Source organism: Ottowia thiooxydans (assembly GCF_040548795.1).
Lineage (GTDB): Bacteria > Pseudomonadota > Gammaproteobacteria > Burkholderiales > Burkholderiaceae_C > Ottowia > Ottowia thiooxydans_A.
Genome location: NZ_JBEPSH010000004.1, coordinates 62,457 through 80,669 on the forward strand (window position 1 = coordinate 62,457; position 18,213 = coordinate 80,669).

Below are 18,213 nucleotides of genomic sequence, written 5' to 3' on the forward strand. Positions count from 1 at the left end.
CGCTTAGGCACAAGCGTGCTAGAGGCGGTGGCCGTGTGTGCGCAAGGCGTCTGCCACGATGGGGGACAGACTGGTGGTTTCCTGCTGGGCGTGTTCAAGGATGGCGCGGCGCATGCGCGGTTCCCAGTACAGGCGGATGTGGGTGGCGATATTGTCGAGTGCTTCCTCGCGATCGGGCAGGGACTCGAAGAATTGGCCGATGCGGTTGGCCATGTTGGCTAGGTTTTCAGTGTCCATGGATCAGTGGGGGGGTCGCGTCGGCCAGGCCGAGTCGTTCCGGGAAGGTATAAGCTACAAAATTCTCGCCCCGCAGAAATCCGGCCAGGGGCAGACCACAGGATTGTGCTGTGTCAATGGCCATGGCAGTGGGGGCAGAAACAGCCGCCAAGGCGCCAGCGCCCATCATGGCGGCCTTCTGCACCATCTCGAAGCTGGCGCGGCTGGTGATGCAGGCAAAGCCTGACGTACCCACCCAAGGGCTGCGGAGCAAGGCGCCGGCCACCTTATCCAGCGCGTTGTGCCGGCCCACGTCTTCGCGCACGATCAAGGTTTCTCCACTGGGCGCGCACCAGGCCGCGGCATGCGTCGCGCCTGTCAGGTGCTGAATGGCCTGATCGGCGGCCAGCGCTTGCAAGGCACGCCCAAACACAGAGGCGTTAAAACTGACCTCCGGGCAGGACGGCAGCGTGCGCCGCACTTCCGCCAGACTGTCTGTGCCACACAGGCCGCAGCCGGTGCGACCAGCCAAGGTGCGCCTGCGCTCTTTCAAGCGCCATTCACAGGCAGACGCCACGGACAGATGGACCGAAAGGCCTTCGGCGGACTCCGAGACTTCCACACCGTAGAGCTCGTCCGGGTGGTTGAGCAGACCTTCAGTGATGCCAAAGCCGAGCGCGAAGTCGTGCAGATCGGCAGGGCTGGCCATCATCACCGCGTGAGAAATGCCGTTGAAGACCAGCGCTACCGGCACCTCTTCTGCCACCCAGTCAGACTGCGTACGTGCGCTGGGGCCGCCATGAACCAACACATGGGCGGCCCGCACACCGGCGGGGGGAGTCATTTTGCTGGCGCACCCACGTCGGCAGGCGTTCGATCCTGGGCACGGGCCAGCAAATCCAGTTGCTGTTCGTTGAACGCGGCGTAGTCGCGTTGCCATTCCGAGGGCTGCGCCACCTTGCTGACTTGCACCGCCGTGACCTTGTACTCAGGGCAGTTGGTGGCCCAGTCCGAGCTGTCCGTGGTGATCACGTTGGCACCAGACTCCGGAAAGTGGAACGTGGTGTAGACCACGCCTGGCTGCATGCGATCGCTGACCGTAGCGCGCAGCACGGTCTGGCCAGCTCGGCTGGTAATGCCTACCCAATCACCGTCTACAACGCCGCGCTCTTTGGCATCCTCAGGGTGCAGCTCCAGACGGTCTTCGTCGTGCCACATATTGTTGGGCGTGCGGCGCGTTTGAGCACCCACGTTGTATTGCGAAAGAATGCGCCCGGTGGTGAGCAGAAGCGGAAAGCGGCGCGTGACTTTTTCGTCCGAAGGAATGTACTGCGTGATGAAAAAGCGCCCCTTGCCGCGTACAAATCCACCCTCGTGCATGATGGCCGTGCCCGCAGCCGGCGTGTCTTCATTGCAAGGCCACTGCAAGCTGCCCAGGCGTTCGATGGCCTCATAGCTCACGCCACGGAATGAGGGCGTCAGATCTGCAATTTCCTGCATGATCTGCTCCGGGTGATCGTAATGCATGGGGTAACCCAGTGCATTGGACAGCTGCACCGTGACTTCCCAATCGGCCAGGCCGGCCATGGGTGGCATGACCTGCCGCACACGGGAAATGCGGCGCTCTGCATTGGTGAAGGTGCCGTCTTTTTCCAGGAATGAACTTCCGGGCAACAGCACGTGGGCGAACTTGGCAGTCTCGTTGAGGAAGATGTCCTGCACCACAATGCATTCCATAGACCCGAGGGCCTGGGACACGTGCTGCGTATTGGGGTCGGACTGCGCGATGTCTTCGCCCTGGCAGTACAAGCCCTTGAAGGTGCCACCAATGGCCGCTTCGAACATGTTTGGAATCCGAAGGCCGGGCTCGGGATTGAGCTCCACACCCCAGACCGCTTCGAACTGTGTGCGGACGGTGGTGTCGGAGATGTGCCGATAGCCGGGCAGTTCGTGGGGGAAGCTGCCCATGTCGCAGCTTCCTTGCACGTTGTTCTGGCCACGCAAGGGGTTCACACCCACGCCCTCTCGGCCCACCATGCCGCACGCCATGGCGAGGTTGGCAATGCCCATCACCATGGTGGAGCCTTGTGCGTGCTCGGTCACACCAAGACCGTAGTAGATGGCGGAGTTGGGGCCTGCGGCATACAGGCGCGCAGCAGCACGCACCTCAGCCGCGGGAACGCCTGTGGAGGCTTCCAGCGCCTCGGGCGAATTCTCAGGCCGGCCTACGAACTCGCGCCATTGCTCAAAGCTGCGGGTATCGCAGCGCTCGGCCACGTAGGCTTCATTGACCAGACCTTCATTGACCACCACATGGGCCAGGGCGGTGATGACCGCCACGTTGGTGCCGGGGCGCAGGGCCAGGTGGTGCTCGGCGCGCACGTGCGGGCTGCTGACCAGATCAATGCGGCGAGGATCCACCACGATCAGGCTGGCGCCATCGCCATGGCCCCTACCGCGCAGGCGCTTTTTCATGCGCGAGGCGAACACCGGGTGCGCGTCACTGGGGTTGGCGCCAATGACCATGATGACGTCCGCCTCATCCACAGAGCTGAAGGTCTGGGTGCCAGCCGATGTGCCAAAGGTCTGCCCCAGGCCATAGCCGGTAGGAGAGTGGCATACGCGCGCGCAGGTATCGACGTTGTTCGTACCAAAGGCAGCGCGCACCAGCTTCTGGACCAGGTAAGTCTCTTCGTTGGTGCAGCGGCTCGAGGTAATGCCGCCTATGGAGTCTTTGCCGTGTTGGGCCTGAATCTCGCGGAACCTTCGGGCGGCATAGGAAATAGCCTCGTCCCAGCTCACTTCGCGCCAGGGGTCTGTGATCTGGTCACGGATCATGGGCTTGGTGATGCGGTCTTTATGGGTGGTGTAGCCCCACGCGAAACGCCCTTTCACACAGCTGTGGCCTTCATTGGCCTTGCCGTCCTTCCATGGGACCATGCGCACGACTTCATTGCCCTTCATCTCGGCCTTGAAGCCACAACCCACACCGCAATAGGCACAGGTGGTGATGACGCTGTGCTCAGCCTGGCCCAGCTTGATGACGCTCTTTTCTTGGAGCGTAGCTGTAGGGCATGCCTGCACGCAGGCGCCGCAGCTCACGCATTCGCTGTCCATGAAGGACTGGTCCTGGCCTGGAGAGACGCGGCTTTCAAAGCCTCGGCCAGAAATGGTGAGCGCAAAGGTGCCTTGTGTTTCTTCGCATGCCCGCACACAGCGGTTGCACACGATGCACTTGGAAGAGTCGAAGCTGAAATAGGGGTTGGATTCGTCCTTCTGCAGATTCAGATGGTGCTTGCCACCATATTGCTCGCCCACACCGTAACGCACCTCGCGCAGGCCCGTCACGCCCGCCATGTCCTGCAGTTCGCAGTCGCCATTGGCGGCGCAAGTCAGGCAATCCAGTGGATGGTCGGAGATATAGAGCTCCATGACCCCTTTGCGCAACTGCTGCAATTTGGGGCTCTGCGTGCGCACCTTCATGCCGGGTTCAGCCGGCGTGGTGCAAGAGGCTGGGTAACCGCGTCGGCCTTCAATCTCCACCAGGCACAAGCGGCAAGAGCCAAAGGGTTCGAGACTGTCTGTAGCGCACAGCTTGGGAACTTGCACGCCGGCGTCCAGGGCCGCCCGCATCAACGAGGTGCCCTTGGGAACGGTGACATCCGCTCCATCGATTTCCAAGGTCACCAACTCGGTGGACTTCACGGCAGGCGTGCCATGGTCGATTTCAGGATTGTGGTGGTAGAGCATCGTGGTCTCCTGGCTACTTCTCAATTCGCAACGGGAACAGCGGCCTCTATGCCGAAATCTGCGGGGTAATGGTTCAGGGCGGACAAGACCGGGTAAGGGGTCATGCCGCCCATGGCGCACAGGCTGCCGTGCACCATGGTCTCGCACAGATCGCGCAGCAGTTCAACCTGGTGAGCATGATCTTGATGGCTGGGGATGCGTTGGTCGTTGCGACCATTGCTGCGGTCGTTGGAGCGTTGAGTGATGCGGTCAATCACTTCAACCCCGCGCGTGGAGCCTATACGGCAAGGCGTGCATTTGCCGCAGGATTCGAGCGCGCAGAACTCCATGGCGTAGCGGGCGAGCGCGGCCATGTCGGCCGTGTCGTCATGAACCACCAGGCCTCCATGGCCCACGACTGCGCCGACGGCGGCGTAGGCCTCATAGTCCAGCGGAATGTCCCACTGCGATTCTGGGAGATAGGTTCCCAGCGGTCCGCCCACCTGAACAGCCTTGACCGGCCGGCCGGAACGGCTTCCGCCACCAAAGTCGAACACCAATTCGCGCAAGGTCAGGCCAAAGGCCTTCTCCACCAGCCCACCTTGCCTGATGTTGCCTGCCAGCTGAAAGGGCAGCGTGCCGCGCGATCGGCCCATGCCATAGTCGCGGTAGAAAGCCGCGCCGCGCGCGAGAATGATGGGCACCGTGGCAAAACTGATGACGTTGTTGATGACCGTCGGCTGACCAAAAAGGCCTTGCAGCGCCGGCAGTGGCGGCTTGGCGCGCACCACGCCGCGTTTGCCCTCAATGCTCTCCAGCATGGCGGTTTCTTCGCCACAGACATAGGCGCCTGCTGCCTTGCGCACTTCCAGATGAAAGGCGCGGCCTGAGCCGAGCACGCTCTCGCCCAGATAGCCCGCAGCAGTGGCTCTGACGATGGCTTCATTCATCACGGCCACAGCATGGGGATACTCGGAGCGGATATAGATGTAGCCGTGCGTGGCCCCTACTGCCAACGCAGAAATGGCCATGCCTTCGATGAGCATGTAGGGGTCGCCTTCCAGGGTCATGCGATCCGAGAAGGTGCCGGAGTCGCCTTCATCGGCGTTGCAGACCACGTACTTCTGCAGCGACTGCGCGCGCAGCACAGTCTGCCATTTGATGCCCGTGGGAAATGCAGCGCCTCCGCGGCCACGCAGCCCGGAGTCCAGCACTTCTGCCACGACAGCGGCACCGTCCATGGTGATGGCGCGCTTCAGGCCTGCCCAACCCTCGTGGGCTTCATAGTCACTCAAGGACAGCGGATCTGTAATGCCCATGCGCTTGAACGTCAGGCGTTCCTGCCTGGCCAGGTAGGGCATGGCTTCAGTAAGACCATGGCCCAGCGCATGTGGGCCACCCGTCAAAGCGCCAGCGTCCAACAGGGAAGCAACATCTTCTGGTGCCACAGGGCCATAGGCCACGCGGCCTTCGGGCGTTTGCACTTCCATCAGCGGTTCAAGCCAGAACATGCCGCGGGAGCTGTTGCGCACAATCTGCACGGTGTGGCCACGGCGCGCGCATTCTGCTGCGAGGGCCTGCGCCACTTCATCGGCGCCCACCGCCAAGGCTGCGGAATCTCGCGGCACAAAAATGGTGGTCACGCCGCTCATGCCGTAGCTCCCTGCGCTGCGATCACGCGGTCGAATTTCTCGGCGGTCATGCGGGCGTGCAGCTTGTCTGCCACCACCATGGCGGGAGAAGAGGCGCACAAGCCCAGGCAGTAGACCGATTCCAGGTGGCAAGAGGGGGTTCCAGGCCTGGCGAGAACCCGCTGGGCATGTTCGAAAAGAGCCTCGGACCCACAGGCCCGGCAAGCTTCTGCTCTGCAGACCTGCACCACGACGCCCGCTGCCGGCTCGGTGCGGAAGTGGTGGTAGTAAGTTAGTACTCCATGCACCTCGGCACGTGAGAGGTTCAGCGCCTCTGCGATGGGCTCTACAGCAACGGCGGGCACATAGCCCAGCGCATCCTGGATGTCGTGCAGCAACGGCAGGAGGGCGCCGGGACGGTCGCGGTGAACTGCGACAAGTTCCGCAACGCGATCCAGCGGCGTTGCGGCAGGGGAGAGAGCATTCATGGTGGGAGCAAACTCTGTCAGCGAGGTTATGGTCGTGATTATGACCACCCCACGGCTCTGTGGGGGTTACAAGGATATAGACAGCGCTCGCCAAACCGACACTCGGCGCCGGATGCCAGAGCCCGCTTTGTCGCGCCCCTGACGCCTGCGAAACAGAGTCTGTGCGCGTCATCACGCAAAATACAGTCCGTATGACGTCTGCCAGAGTTGCAAATTCCGCCACCTGCTGCCCCCTGTGCGGGCAGACCAACCAATGCGCCATGGAAATAGAGCGCGCCACGGGCCAAGCCCAACCAGCCTGCTGGTGCATGCAGGCGTCCTTTCCTCCAGCGCTGCTTGATCAAGTTCCCCCTGAGAGCCGCGGAACCGCCTGCATCTGCCTGGCCTGTTCGCAAAAGGCCGAACAGTTGCCCGAGGCGTTCAACTGAGCATGTCTTCACCCGCCACCGCCCCGACCGATCCGCATCCGCACTCCGGCGAAGCGCTCAGGGCGCGCTACGGCGAGCGGTATCGCTGGCTGTTGCTGATGGCGGTCATGATGGGCACGGTCGCGTCCGTCATGTCATCGACCGTGGTGAATGTGGCCATCCCTGGCTTGTCGCACCAGTTCGGTCTGGGTCAGGAACGCGCGCAATGGGTGACCAGTGGCTTCATGGTGGCCATGACCGTTTCCATGCTGACCACGCCCTGGCTGCTGGCGCGCTTTGGCTACAGGGCCACCTACGCAGGCTGCATGTGGTTGCTGCTGACAGGCGGCCTGGTGGGTGGTTTTGCCGAAACCTTCAACCTGGTGCTGGCTGCGCGCGTGGCGGAAGGCCTGGCAGCTGGTGTGGTGCAGCCCATTCCGGCCATCATCATCATGCGGGCCTTTCAGCCGAACGAGCAGGGGCGTGCCATCGGCCTGTTCACCATGGGCGTGGTGCTGGCCCCGGCTTTGGGGCCCTCCATCGGCGGGATATTGGTGGACTGGTTCGGCTGGCGCTCCATTTTCTTCATGGTGGCGCCCTTTTGCCTGCTTTCGCTTTGGTTGGGGCGGCGCTATGTGCCCACCACGGCGCCCGGTGGCGCCATCGCCAACCGCAGTGAATCCCTGGACTGGGTGGGCCTGGTCCTGGGCACCGTGGGGACGCTGAGCCTGCTCGATGGCCTGGTGTCGGTGCGCACCGAAAGTCCACTGTATGCGGCCAGTCTGCTGGCTTGTGCAGCCCTGTGTTTCAGCGCCTTCGTGTGGTGGCAGGCCCGGCGCGCGCGTGTAGGCCAGGCGCCTTTGATGAATCTTCGCCTGTTCGGCTGGAGGCCTTTTGCCATGGGTAGCCTGGTGGCTGCCATCTATGGCACGGCGCTGTTTGGCTCGACCTATCTGCTGCCCGTCTACATGCAGATGGGCCTGGGCTTGTCCGCCTCCAAGGTGGGCAGCGTCATGCTGCCAGCTGGCCTGGTGCTGGCAGGAACCATTGCCGTGATCTCTCGCTGGGCAGACCGGCTTCCCGCCAATTTCCTGGTGAGCACGGGCCTGGCCATTCTGGCGCTTTCCTTTGCCTTGATGGTCACCATTGGTCCCCACGCCAGCCTGTGGCTGCTCATGGCCTACAGCACGGTGGGCCGAATAGGCCTTGGTTTCATTTTGCCCTCCCTCAATCTGGGCGCGATGCGGGGGTTGGAAAACGATTTGATTACCCAGGCATCCAGCGTCATCAACTTTCTTCGCATGCTGGGCGGTGCAGCCGGCGTGAGCCTGTGTGGGATCGTTCTGGAATGGCGGCTGGCTGCGTACGGCGCTTCGCTTACCAGCGGCGAGAACGTACCCGCCAGACTGGCCGCATTCAATGAGGTGTTCCTGATGTTGGCAGCCCTTTGCGCACTGGCCATGCTGGCAGCGCGCTATCTGGGGTCACATAGCCGGACGCCCTGATGCAAGTCACGCCGAGCCATCATCGGCCCCTTGCGATTGAGCTTACCGCTGCGCATAACTGCATAAAACGTTCTTTCAAATTCACTTACTGGTAGAAGCTGTTGGCAATCTCCCAGCGCCCTTGCCTTAGACTCCCCTACTATGTGTCAGCTACTGGGAATGAACTGCAACACGCCTACGGACGTGACCTTCTCCTTCGCCGGCTTCGCCCAACGAGGCGGCCGAACGGACCACCATGCAGACGGTTGGGGAATCGCTTTCTTTGAAGAGCGCGGGGTTCGCCTGTTCGTGGACCCTACCGCCGCGTCAGCTTCGCCCGTGGCTGATTTGATTCGCCGCTACCCGATCCAGAGCAAGAACGTCATCTCGCATATCCGCAAGGCGACGGTGGGGGAGGTCAGGCTTGAAAACTGCCACCCCTTTGTGCGGGAGTTATGGGGTCGTTACTGGGTATTTGCACACAACGGGGACTTGAAAGACTACGCCCCGCGCCTGCACGGCCAGTTTCGCCCTGTAGGCTCCACCGACAGTGAGCAGGCTTTCTGCTGGCTGATGCAGGAGTTGGCCAAGGCCCACGCCAGCGTTCCCCCGGTGGAAGAGCTGACGCGCACTTTGGCAGAACTGGTGCCGCAGGTAGCCCGTTTCGGCACCTTCAATTTTCTGCTCTCCAATGGCGAAGCGCTCTGGGCGCACGCTTCCACCCATCTCTGCTACATCCTGCGCCAGCATCCGTTTGCCACGGCCAAGCTGTCGGATGAAGACTTGTCGGTCAACTTTGCAGAACACACGACGCCCAACGACCGCGTGGCGTTGGTGGCCACTGCTCCATTGACCTGCGATGAAGTCTGGACACCTTTTGTCCCAGGGGAACTCAAGGTGTTCGTCAACGGACTGACGCTCTCCTGAGGCGTTTGATCAGTCGGTCATGCGGCCGGTCTCCAGGACGCCCTTGCGCCTGAGTGCAAGCGCCGCAATGCCCGCCCCAGCCATCCGGAATGCCACCACCCCAGCGCCGCCATGGCGTGTACCCGCGCAGTAGCTGTCGCCTGCATCTCGATCCATCCACCAGCGCCCACACGGAACTGCTCGCCCGTCTGTAGAACGACCGGCAGGCGCACCCATGTGTCAGCCACCCACAGCCTCTGGTGCACCACAATGCTGCCTTGCGTGACCGTGATGTCAGCCGCGCGGGGCAGCATTTCCCATGCCGTTTGACCACGCTGCAATTGCAGGCAAAACAGGGATTTCGAAGCGGCTGTGTGTGCCATGAAATAACTCCTTTTGAACAGGCCTCTAGCGTAGGATGGGCCAGCCGCAGCGAACAGCCACAGCCCCGTGCTATCTGCTACGCAACAGTTCAGAAAAATGAGCTCTGTTATGGTTCTTTTTGGCGCTTTCTGTACCTGTTCTTCCCGTGCCGCACCGCGCATGATGGAGCTCTCATGACCGCATCTGCTCCCACCGGGCCTTTGCCCAAATACCATCAGTTGGCGGACCACTGCCGGGGGGCCATCCAGGCAGGTAGCCTGCTGCCGGGCCAGCGCATGCCGTCTTTGCGGGCCCTGATGGCGCAGCACATGGTGAGCTTGACCACGGCCATGCAGGCCTGCCGCCTGCTGGAGAGTGAGGGCTGGCTGGAGGCGCGTCCCCGCTCGGGCTACTTTGTGCGTCAGCCTTCGGTGGGGCTGTTGGCCCCTGTGAACGACCCACCCATGCAGCGCGCGCCGGATGCGGCGCAGTACGTGGGCATACACGCGAAGGTGTCGCAGTTTCTCTCCCTCGGACGCCTGCAACGCTTCAAGACCAATCTATCGGTCGCGCGGTGCGCACCGGAGCTCTACCCGGCCGAAGCGCTGCAGCAGGCCGCCCTGCGCAGCTTGCGCCACCACCCGGACCAACTCGTGCGCGCCGCGCCACCACAGGGGTGCCTGGAGTTTCGCGAAGTACTGGCCCAGCGCGCTCTGGGCGCAGGCATGCGTCTGTCGGCTGGCGACATTCAAGTGACCAATGGCTGTACCGAGGCGCTGAACCTGGCGCTGCGCGCCGTGGCCAACACGGGGGACACGATTGCAGTGGAATCCCCTGCGTTTTACGGCTTGCTGCAGACGCTGGAAAGCCTGGGCTTGAAGGCACTGGAGATTCCTACCAGCCCGCGCACTGGCATTTCAGTCGATGCCGTGGAACTGGCTCTTCGCACCACCCCTGGCATCAAGGCCGTGGTGGTGGTCCCTTACCTGCAGAATCCCACGGGCAGCATCATGCCTAATGCGCACAAGCAGGCGCTGCTGCGTCTGTGCCAGCAGCAGGACGTGGCACTGATAGAAGACGACACCTACAGCGCGCTGGTGGACGACGCTGTTCTGCGCGAAGAGCCTCTGCGCGCCATCAAGTCGTGGGACGACAGCGGCCACGTGCTGTATTGCGCGTCGCTACACAAGCACCTGGCACCTGGTTTGCGTCTGGGCTGGATCAGTGGCGGTCGCTGGAAGGCACGGGTGGAAATGCTGAAGTTCGCCGCATCCCGCGGCAACGAGCGGCTCGCTCAGATGGCCGCCGCAAGCTTTATCGGTTCTGCCGCGTACGACCGGCATCTGCGGCGGTTGCGCACTACGCTGGTCACGCAGCGGGCGCAAACCGCTCAGGCCGTGTCACGTTACTTCCCTGAGGGCACGCGGCTCACCGTACCGCGCGGGGGCTTGTCGCTGTGGGTAGAGTTGCCACAGGGCCTATCAGCCACCACGCTATTTCACGCGGCACTGGCAGAAAAACTGGTGATTGCACCGGGCACCATTTTTACCAATTCCAGCCGTTTCGACAGCAACCTGCGGGTGAACTGCGGCTGGCCGTTCACCCCTGAAATCGATCACGCGTTTGCGCGGCTGGGGCAGTTGGTGGGGACGCTGGCCAAGACGGGCTAATGTCCGGTTTTACGGACTGCGCACCGTGCTCTCTCGCACCGCACGCCTGACGACCGGCGCGCTCTCGCCAATGTGATAGGCCAGCTTGCGGTCGCGCAGTGCTGCATCGGCTACGGTCGTGCGGTCGAAACGGCGAAGGTGATCGGGCCAGGAGGCGTCTTCGATCACCTCTACGAAACGGCCGGGGTCGTGGATGTCCGAAAGAAGGTCCCAGGCCAGCGCGCCCTGGCGCATGCGGGCACGGCGGCTTTCCTCCATCAGGGCGCGAAATGCGGGCGCCTTGGCGGGATCAATCTGGTATTCAATCGTGACCAGCACATGACCGCTCTCGGGTGGTGCACTCACCTTGGGCAAAGGCAGCGGACCTGCTGGAGTGGGGTCTTCCATGACGCCGCGATCAGGCCAGCGCCAGCAAACGTACGCCATGACCGCAGCACCGCTGGCCGAGCTTAGCGCCAGGGCTGCGGGCACATTGCTCCAGGTAGCCACTTGGCCCCAGACGGCCGCACCGAGCGCGGCCGAGCCCATGATGGCCATCTGGTACATGGACATGCCGCGCGCGCGCACCCAGTTGGGGAGGCTGATCTGCGCCGCCACATTGAGCGAATTGGCGGTGGTGATCCAGGACGCCCCGCACACGGCCATGGTCAACACCCCCAGCCAAATATTGGTGTTGAAGGCCATCACCGCCATGGTGACCGCCTGAACGCAGGCGCCCACCAGCACCAGGCGGTCGCGCGAGAAGCCCTGCCGCAGGCGGGGCAGCGCAAAGGTGGATGCAACAGCACCCGCACCCATGGCGGCCAATAGCAGCGTGAAGGTACCGGCGGCGCCACCCTTGACGTCTCGGGCCACCAGGGGCAGCAAGGCCATGAGCGCCGTGGAATGAAAGAAGAAGATGGCCACCCGGCCCAGCACACCCTTCAGGTGGTACGACTGGGCCACATACTGAAGACCCACACGCATGGCGCCAGTGAGCCGTTCACGACCCAGCGGATCTGGCTTGTGCTCTCGCTTCCACCGTGCAATGACCACCGCAGCGACGACGGACAAAATGGCGTTGAGAACAAATACCCAGGCACTTCCGAACGCCGCGATGATGGTGCCAGCCACCAGGGGACCCAGAATGCGCGAAGCATTCATGGAGACGCCATTGAGCGCCAACGCGGCCGGCAGCTGATGGCGTGGAACCAACTCAGGGACGATGGCGGAAAACACCGGCCAGCGAAGGGCCAGGCCGATGCCATTGAAGAAAATCAGCAGCAACAGAAGTTGCGGCGTCATTAGCCCCGAGAACACCGCCACCGCCAGCACACTGCCCACCACCGCGACCCAGATCTGGGTGAACACCAGAAAACGCTTGCGGTCCAGGATGTCCGCCAGGGCGCCGGAGGGCAGGCCGATGAGAAATACCGGCAAAGTGGCCGCCGTTTGCACCAGGGCTACCCAGATGGGTTTTGACGTGAGCGTGGTCATCAACCAGGCTGAGGCCACATCGTTCATCCACATGCACAGATTGGCGATCAGCCAGGTGCCCCAGAGCATGGAGAAGATTCTGTGCTGAAAGGGCGCGAGCGCCCCATGGTCACGGGCGGGTGAGTCAGCGGAAGGGGGTGCGGCAGCCGAGCGGTCTGAATCAGGCATGAACGCCGATGATAGTCCGCTTGCGGGGCGTCGAGAATTTCCTACAACAAAGGGCCCTGAATTCTCACAACTTGAAGGGGAACCCAGCGACAGCAGAAAAGTGCCTCAGCGCCTCATGATGGAGGCACTTTATAGCCACACGGAGAACAAACACCATGCTGCATTACGCTGTCGTCTTTTTCATCATCGCCATCGTTGCCGCTGTGCTGGGCTTCGGCGGCATCGCGGCCGGCGCGGCCGGCATTGCGAAAATTCTGTTTGTCGTGTTTCTGATCCTGGCTGTGGCAAGCCTGATCTTTGGCCGCAAGAGGTAGGTTAGATAGGTTAAATGTAAAGCGCTACCTGCGGTAGCGCTGGTTCATAAGGCGCTTAGGCCCAATGAACCATTCAGGCACAAGGACTTGTCCGAGTGCCATAGAGGCTGCTCAAGCTCGCTTGGCAGCCTTTTCTATTGCGTCGATATAAAGCGCGGGCACATCACAACCGGTCTGGTCCAGAATCTCCCGGAATCCTGTCGGGCTGGTGACATTGATCTCGGTGACTTTGGTGCCGATGATGTCCAGACCAATCAACAGCAAGCCGCGCGCGCTGAGGACCTTACCAATGGCCCTGGCGGTGGCGCGATCTGAATCTGTAATAGGTTGTGCCACGCCTTTGCCTCCTGCGGCCAGGTTTCCCCGCACTTCAGTGCCTTGCGGAATGCGGGCCAGCACAAAGGGGGCAGGTTCGCCATCGATGATGACCACCCGCTTGTCGCCCGCCGTGATCTCCGGCAGAAATTTCTGCACCATGAAGGTCGTGGCGCCGTTGTGATTGAGCGTTTCTGTAATGGAGCCCAGGTTCAAACCATCTGGTCCCACTCGGAAAATCCCCATACCGCCCATACCGTCCAGGGGCTTGAGCACGATGTCTCCATGCTCGGCGTGAAAGCGGCGAACATCTTCTGCCGAACGGGTGACCAGCGTGGGGCCCACAAACTGGGGAAACTCCATCACGGCCAGTTTCTCAGGGTGGTTGCGCAGCGCTTGTGGACTGTTGATAACGCAGGCACCTTCGCGCTCAGCCTGCTCCAGCAAGTGGGTGGCGTAGATAAATTCAGCGTCGAAGGGGGGGTCCTTGCGCATCAGCACCGCATCAAATTCCGCTATTTCGGCGTCGCGGACCGTGGCCTCGGTGAACCACACGTTCTGCTCGCCGGTCAGCACGATCTCGCGCACCTGGGCACGAACCTTCTGGCCGCTTTCCCAGTGCATATGGCGTGGCTCGCAGGCGGCAATGGTGTGTCCGCGGCGAGTAGCCTCGCGCATCATGGTGTAGGTGGTGTCCTTGTAGGTCTTAAAGGCCTCGAGGGGATCAGCGACAAAAAGCAATTTCATGATGATGGGTTCCGGGGTTTGCGCCCGTACTGTTGCACAAACAGCGCAATGCTGCCCGCCACCACTCCCCAAAAGGCCGAGCCGACTCCGGCTATTGCCACCCCGGAGAGAGTGACCAGGAAGGTGATCAGGGCGGCTTCGCGCTCATTTTCGTGGGCCAGCGCTTGCGACAAGCCGCCAGCAATGCTACCTAATAGAGCCAACCCCGCAATAGCAAGCACTAACTCACTTGGAAAAGCCATGAGCAACCCGGTGATCACCCCCGCGAACAGGCCGATGATGAGATAGAGCACGCCGCACACCACGGCGGCGGTGTAGCGCTTGCTCAGGTCTTCATGCGCTCCGGGGCCCGTGCAGATGGCTGCGGTGATCGCTCCCAGGTTGAGCGCGTAGCCCCCGAAGGGCGCAAAAATGAAGGTAGCCACCCCGGTCATAGTGATCAGGCGCGAAATCGGCATCTGGTAGCCGGAAGCACGGATCACTGCCACGCCTGGCAAATTCTGGGAGGCCATCGTGACCACAAAAAGCGGCAACGTGATGCTCATGAACGCACTGAAACTGAAGGCAGGCATAGTGAATACCGGCCGAGCAAGCTCCAGACTGACGCCAGACCATTGCAACTGCCCGCTCACGGCGGCGTGAGCAACACCCACCAAAAGCGTCAGCACCACGGCATAGCGCGGTGCCAGCCTGCGCGCGAGCAGGTAGGCCAGGAGCATCAGAACGACCAGCGCAGGCGCCGTGCGCGCGGCTGAAAAAGCATCCAGCGCGAACCTGCCCAGCACCCCGGCCAAAAGGGCCGCCGCAAGCGCCATGGGGATGCGGCTCATCACCCGTTCGAACCAGCCCGTGGCTCCGGCCAGCACAATGAGCACCGCCCCCATGAGAAAAGCGCCAATGCCCTCCGCCATCGTAAAGCCGCCCGCCATGGCCGCCGTGGCGACCACCGCGCCCCCCGGGGTGGACCATGCGATCATGACCGGCTTTTTCAGCATGAGCGAGGGGATCACAGTGCACAGCCCCATGCCCATGGAAAGCGCCCAGACCCAGGAAGTCACCTGCGCTGGTGTGGCTCCCAGCGCCTGAGCCGCCTGATAGACCACGGCCACCGAACTGGCAAAGGCGACCAGCACGGCAACGATGCCTGCGGTGAAAGTGGAGAGGGTCAGGTCACGAAAAAAGCGCATCTTCAGGATCTTAAGAGGGATTTGGAACCTGTTTACGATCTAGTCGGGCGGCGCCCTGCAGGGATCTCCGTGACGGGCCCCGGAATGGCAAGAGAAAATGCATCATTTTCGGCAACCCGCACCCCGATCGAGGAGACACAAACACATGAGCAGTTCCACCCCCGCCGCCCTGGCCGGTGTTCGCGTGATCGAAATGGGCCAGCTCATTGCGGGGCCCTTCGCCAGCAAAACGCTGGGCGAGTTTGGCGCCGAGGTGATCAAGATTGAACCTCCGGGTGCCGGTGATCCCCTTCGCAACTGGCGCCTCATCAAGAACGGCACGTCGGTGTGGTGGCAGGTGCAATCGCGCAACAAACGCTCTCTGGCGCTTGATCTTCGCCAGGCTGAGGGTCAGGCGCTGGCGCGGCAGCTGATTGCCGAGGCCGACGTTCTGGTTGAGAATTTCCGGCCTGGTACCTTGGAAGGCTGGGACATGTCTCCCGAGCAGTTGCACGCGCTCAACCCGGGCCTGGTGATTCTGCGCATTTCAGGATATGGGCAGACCGGGCCCTACCGCGATTTGCCCGGTTTCGGTGTCGTGGGTGAGGCCATGGGTGGCCTGCGCCACCTCACGGCCGAGCCTGGCCGTGTGCCTGTGCGTGTGGGGGTTTCCATCGGCGATACCCTGGCGGCGCTGCATGGCGTAATTGGTGTGCTGACAGCGCTCTACCATCGCAAAGTACAGGGCGGACGGGGCCAGGTGGTGGATGTGGCCTTGCACGAGGCAGTGTTCAACGTGATGGAGAGCCTGATCCCTGAATACAGCGCCTTCGGCGCTGTGCGTGAGCCCGCAGGAAGCGCATTGCCGGGCATCGCGCCTTCCAATGCCTATCCTTGCCAGGACGGCTGGGTGCTGGTGGCTGGCAACGGCGACAGCATCTTCAAACGGCTGATGCAGGCCATTGGTCGAGCGGACCTCGCGCAAGCACCCGATCTGGCCGACAACGCCGGCCGGGTGGCGAGGGTGGCAGAAATTGACGCCGCCATCGGCGCCTGGACACAGACCCGTACCGTGCTGACCGTGACCACTGAGCTGGCCGCCGCACGCGTACCCGCAGGCAAGGTCTACACCGCCAAGGACATTGCCGAAGACCCGCACTACAGAGCCCGCGACATGATCCTCCAGCAAACCACGCGCGATGGCTACACCGTGGAGGTCCCTGGCATCGTGCCCAAACTCTCAGGTACTCCGGGCACCATTCGCACCAGTGCGCCACACGTAGGGGACGATACAGACGCCGTACTGAGTGAGATGGGCCTGTCGTCCGAGCAGATTGGGCGTTTGCGCGAGAAGAAGATCATCCAGTAAAAATTGGCCCCCACGCTTGCCCGCTTCGCGTGGTCCGCTGCCCCCCCAAGGGGGCCGCATTTCATCTCGGGAGCGGCCCAGCGATGAAATAAGGCCCCCACGCTTGCCCGCTTCGCGTGGTCCGCTGCCCCCCGAGGGGGCCGCATTTCATCTCGGGAGCGGCCCAGCGATGAAATATGGCCCCCACGCTTGCCCGCTTCGCGTGGTCCGCTGCCCCTGCGCCGGGCGCCCCCCAAATAGCCCCGAGCCGCTGACCGCGTCGATGGCTGGCGAGGCCGAACTGGCAACTGGGCAAGTCAATTGCCGAAACCAGGGCCTGTCCAGCGCATCACAGTGGCTTTGCCGCCATGGGCGTGATCCCAAAAAGCCACATAGGGACTGCCATCAGGGCCGAACGCCAGCGACGTGTAGACCACGCCGTCGGCAGAGAGCTTTTCGCCCACGACCTCCCACGCCTTGCCCTCGTCGTTCAATCCCATTAGTTTGGCTGTATAGCTGTTGGCAACGTCCGCATACGCCACGTAAGGTTTGCCGTCGTGGCCGAACGCCAGCGAGGTAAAAACCGCAGGACCGGAGGAAAAACCTGCCCCGCCCACTGTCTCCCACGCAGTTCCCGCGCGGTTCAAGCGCATCACGCTGGCTTTATGCTCATCGGCCTTGCTTGCAAAAGCCACGTAGGGCTTGCCGTCAGGGCCGAAAGCCAACGAGGTACATACCGCAGTATGGGAGGAAAAACCTCCGCCGCCCACGGACTCCAACCCCGTCCCCGCACTATTCAGTCGCACCACGCGCGCTTTGCTGCCATGGCTCCGGTCCGCAAAAGCCACATGGGGCCGGCCTTCAGGGCTGAACGCCAGCGATGTAAAAACCGCGGCACCCTTGGAAAGCTCAGACCTACCCACTGCTTCCCACGCCGTGCCCGCCGAGTTCAAACGCATCACCCTGGCTTTGGCCTGGATTCCATGGTCCAAAAAGGCTATATAGGGCCTGCCGTCAGGACCGAACGCGAGGGAGGCGTCGGACGCAGTACCCACAGAAAACCCTGCAGCACCGACGGCCTCCCAAGCTGTACCAGCACTGTTCAAACGCATTACGCTGGCTTTGCCGCCATGGGCGCCATCCCGATAAGCCACATAGGGCTTGCCGTCTGGACCAAAAGCCAGCGAAGTCTCATATACCCCGCCCTTCGAGAACCCTGTCCCACCGACAGCCTCCCACGCCGTGCCATCGATGTTCAAACGCATCACGCTGGCCTTATCGCCTTGGGCCGTGTCTACAAAAGCTACATAGGGCCTGCCGTCAGGGCCGAATGCCAGAGAAGTGAACCCCGCCGGTCCTGCCGAAAATCCTGGCACTCCCACCACTTCCCACGAGTCTGAAGCCGGCTGCGCAGGGGCGGCAAAGACCTGCCACGCAAACAGCAACCACAGAAGGCCTACCCCGCGGAGGCAGCGCTTGAGCACCGCAGTGCCGAGAGCAGCAGGAAAGGCTTTGCGCATCGCTGAATTCACAGTGAAAAGGCAGGTATGAAAAATTGCAAGGCAACACAATAGTGTTACTTATGGAAGCCCTGCGATGACGTCTTGATGTCTGTGTGCCTTTCAGGCGGTGGCAGCTTCCGCTGCTCAACGCGAGGGGTCTGTTCTCACGCGTTGGCCCGCAACCCTCTGCCTGCTCCGGGAAGCGAGGTTTTGGCAGGCATCAGTCGCAGGCTGCCATGCCACTTCGCCTGCTTGACGGGCGAGCACCCTGCAAGCGCCAGGG

Annotated in this window: 16 protein-coding genes; 6 read left to right on the forward strand and 10 right to left on the reverse strand. The window is 62.3% G+C overall.

What is annotated here, in order from left to right; all coding sequences use genetic code 11:
* Window positions 1-18 precede the first annotated feature (18 nt).
* From ABIE13_RS09970 to ABIE13_RS09990, 5 genes are read right to left on the reverse strand one after another with little or no spacing between them, the layout of a single operon-like run.
* Entirely contained in the window at window positions 19-237 is a 219-nt protein-coding gene (locus tag ABIE13_RS09970) for a formate dehydrogenase subunit delta (protein ID WP_354442995.1), read from the reverse strand.
* Window positions 227-1,060, reverse strand: a complete 834-nt coding sequence (fdhD, locus tag ABIE13_RS09975) for a formate dehydrogenase accessory sulfurtransferase FdhD (protein ID WP_354442996.1) — start codon at window positions 1,058-1,060, stop codon at window positions 227-229. The genes ABIE13_RS09970 and fdhD overlap by 11 nt, the downstream gene beginning before the upstream one ends.
* Window positions 1,057-3,966, reverse strand: coding sequence for a formate dehydrogenase subunit alpha (gene fdhF, locus ABIE13_RS09980; protein ID WP_354442997.1), 2,910 nt, complete (start codon window positions 3,964-3,966; stop codon window positions 1,057-1,059). The genes fdhD and fdhF overlap by 4 nt, the downstream gene beginning before the upstream one ends.
* A 20-nt stretch (window positions 3,967-3,986) precedes the next feature.
* Entirely contained in the window at window positions 3,987-5,597 is a 1,611-nt protein-coding gene (locus tag ABIE13_RS09985; protein WP_354442998.1) for a formate dehydrogenase beta subunit, read from the reverse strand.
* Window positions 5,594-6,064 carry an NAD(P)H-dependent oxidoreductase subunit E gene (locus ABIE13_RS09990; protein WP_354442999.1) on the reverse strand — a complete coding sequence of 157 codons (471 nt, stop codon included), beginning with the start codon at window positions 6,062-6,064 and terminating at the stop codon, window positions 5,594-5,596. Before ABIE13_RS09990 ends, ABIE13_RS09985 begins: the two co-directional genes overlap by 4 nt.
* 191 nt (window positions 6,065-6,255) lie before the next feature.
* On the opposite strand from ABIE13_RS09990, the gene ABIE13_RS09995 reads away from it, so the two are divergent.
* The 3 genes from ABIE13_RS09995 to ABIE13_RS10005 all read left to right on the forward strand — a co-directional run bounded on the left by ABIE13_RS09995 (window position 6,256) and on the right by ABIE13_RS10005 (window position 8,882).
* Window positions 6,256-6,492 carry a cysteine-rich CWC family protein gene (locus ABIE13_RS09995; RefSeq protein WP_354443000.1) on the forward strand — a complete coding sequence of 79 codons (237 nt, stop codon included), beginning with the start codon at window positions 6,256-6,258 and terminating at the stop codon, window positions 6,490-6,492.
* Window positions 6,493-6,494: 2 nt separating this feature from the next.
* Complete coding sequence (locus ABIE13_RS10000; RefSeq protein ID WP_354443001.1) at window positions 6,495-7,976, forward strand: MFS transporter; 1,482 nt, start codon at window positions 6,495-6,497, stop codon at window positions 7,974-7,976.
* Window positions 7,977-8,117: 141 nt separating this feature from the next.
* Window positions 8,118-8,882, forward strand: coding sequence for a class II glutamine amidotransferase (locus ABIE13_RS10005; RefSeq protein ID WP_354443002.1), 765 nt, complete (start codon window positions 8,118-8,120; stop codon window positions 8,880-8,882).
* 17 nt (window positions 8,883-8,899) lie between these two features.
* Here the strand turns inward: ABIE13_RS10005 and ABIE13_RS10010 are convergent, their stop codons facing one another.
* The gene (locus tag ABIE13_RS10010) at window positions 8,900-9,244 is read right to left on the reverse strand and encodes a hypothetical protein (RefSeq protein WP_354443003.1); all 345 of its coding nucleotides are present in this window, start codon (window positions 9,242-9,244) and stop codon (window positions 8,900-8,902) included.
* Window positions 9,245-9,418: 174 nt separating this feature from the next.
* Between ABIE13_RS10010 and ABIE13_RS10015 the strand changes: the two genes are divergently transcribed.
* Complete coding sequence (locus ABIE13_RS10015; RefSeq protein WP_354443004.1) at window positions 9,419-10,894, forward strand: PLP-dependent aminotransferase family protein; 1,476 nt, start codon at window positions 9,419-9,421, stop codon at window positions 10,892-10,894.
* A gap of 9 nt (window positions 10,895-10,903) precedes the next feature.
* Here ABIE13_RS10015 and ABIE13_RS10020 read toward each other — a convergent pair whose 3' ends face one another.
* Window positions 10,904-12,538 (reverse strand): MFS transporter, encoded by a 1,635-nt coding sequence (locus ABIE13_RS10020; protein WP_354443005.1) that lies wholly within the window; start codon window positions 12,536-12,538, stop codon window positions 10,904-10,906.
* Between the two features lie 155 nt (window positions 12,539-12,693).
* On the opposite strand from ABIE13_RS10020, the gene ABIE13_RS10025 reads away from it, so the two are divergent.
* Entirely contained in the window at window positions 12,694-12,852 is a 159-nt protein-coding gene (locus tag ABIE13_RS10025; RefSeq protein WP_354443006.1) for a DUF1328 domain-containing protein, read from the forward strand.
* A 111-nt stretch (window positions 12,853-12,963) separates the two neighbouring features.
* Here ABIE13_RS10025 and gshB read toward each other — a convergent pair whose 3' ends face one another.
* Both gshB and ABIE13_RS10035 read right to left on the reverse strand, forming a co-directional pair.
* On the reverse strand, window positions 12,964-13,914 hold the full coding sequence (gshB, locus tag ABIE13_RS10030) for a glutathione synthase (protein ID WP_354443007.1): 951 nt from the start codon (window positions 13,912-13,914) through the stop codon (window positions 12,964-12,966).
* Complete coding sequence (locus tag ABIE13_RS10035; protein WP_354443008.1) at window positions 13,911-15,101, reverse strand: benzoate/H(+) symporter BenE family transporter; 1,191 nt, start codon at window positions 15,099-15,101, stop codon at window positions 13,911-13,913. The genes gshB and ABIE13_RS10035 overlap by 4 nt, the downstream gene beginning before the upstream one ends.
* Window positions 15,102-15,246: 145 nt before the next feature.
* On the opposite strand from ABIE13_RS10035, the gene ABIE13_RS10040 reads away from it, so the two are divergent.
* Window positions 15,247-16,449, forward strand: coding sequence for a CaiB/BaiF CoA transferase family protein (locus ABIE13_RS10040; RefSeq protein ID WP_354443009.1), 1,203 nt, complete (start codon window positions 15,247-15,249; stop codon window positions 16,447-16,449).
* A gap of 296 nt (window positions 16,450-16,745) precedes the next feature.
* On the opposite strand, the gene ABIE13_RS10045 is transcribed toward ABIE13_RS10040, so the two are convergent.
* Complete coding sequence (locus ABIE13_RS10045; RefSeq protein WP_354443010.1) at window positions 16,746-17,960, reverse strand: hypothetical protein; 1,215 nt, start codon at window positions 17,958-17,960, stop codon at window positions 16,746-16,748.
* Window positions 17,961-18,213 lie beyond the last annotated feature (253 nt).

Bases quoted from the DNA above. Each gene is read 5' to 3' on its own strand.
- ABIE13_RS09970 (WP_354442995.1), bottom strand. From the start codon at position 237: ATGGACACTGAAAACCTAGCCAACATGGCCAACCGCATCGGCCAATTC.
- fdhD (WP_354442996.1), bottom strand. From the start codon at position 1,060: ATGACTCCCCCCGCCGGTGTGCGGGCCGCCCATGTGTTGGTTCATGGC.
- fdhF (WP_354442997.1), bottom strand. From the start codon at position 3,966: ATGCTCTACCACCACAATCCTGAAATCGACCATGGCACGCCTGCCGTG.
- ABIE13_RS09985 (WP_354442998.1), bottom strand. From the start codon at position 5,597: ATGAGCGGCGTGACCACCATTTTTGTGCCGCGAGATTCCGCAGCCTTG.
- ABIE13_RS09990 (WP_354442999.1), bottom strand. From the start codon at position 6,064: ATGAATGCTCTCTCCCCTGCCGCAACGCCGCTGGATCGCGTTGCGGAA.
- ABIE13_RS09995 (WP_354443000.1), top strand. From the start codon at position 6,256: ATGACGTCTGCCAGAGTTGCAAATTCCGCCACCTGCTGCCCCCTGTGC.
- ABIE13_RS10000 (WP_354443001.1), top strand. From the start codon at position 6,495: ATGTCTTCACCCGCCACCGCCCCGACCGATCCGCATCCGCACTCCGGC.
- ABIE13_RS10005 (WP_354443002.1), top strand. From the start codon at position 8,118: ATGTGTCAGCTACTGGGAATGAACTGCAACACGCCTACGGACGTGACC.
- ABIE13_RS10010 (WP_354443003.1), bottom strand. From the start codon at position 9,244: ATGGCACACACAGCCGCTTCGAAATCCCTGTTTTGCCTGCAATTGCAG.
- ABIE13_RS10015 (WP_354443004.1), top strand. From the start codon at position 9,419: ATGACCGCATCTGCTCCCACCGGGCCTTTGCCCAAATACCATCAGTTG.
- ABIE13_RS10020 (WP_354443005.1), bottom strand. From the start codon at position 12,538: ATGCCTGATTCAGACCGCTCGGCTGCCGCACCCCCTTCCGCTGACTCA.
- ABIE13_RS10025 (WP_354443006.1), top strand. From the start codon at position 12,694: ATGCTGCATTACGCTGTCGTCTTTTTCATCATCGCCATCGTTGCCGCT.
- gshB (WP_354443007.1), bottom strand. From the start codon at position 13,914: ATGAAATTGCTTTTTGTCGCTGATCCCCTCGAGGCCTTTAAGACCTAC.
- ABIE13_RS10035 (WP_354443008.1), bottom strand. From the start codon at position 15,101: ATGCGCTTTTTTCGTGACCTGACCCTCTCCACTTTCACCGCAGGCATC.
- ABIE13_RS10040 (WP_354443009.1), top strand. From the start codon at position 15,247: ATGAGCAGTTCCACCCCCGCCGCCCTGGCCGGTGTTCGCGTGATCGAA.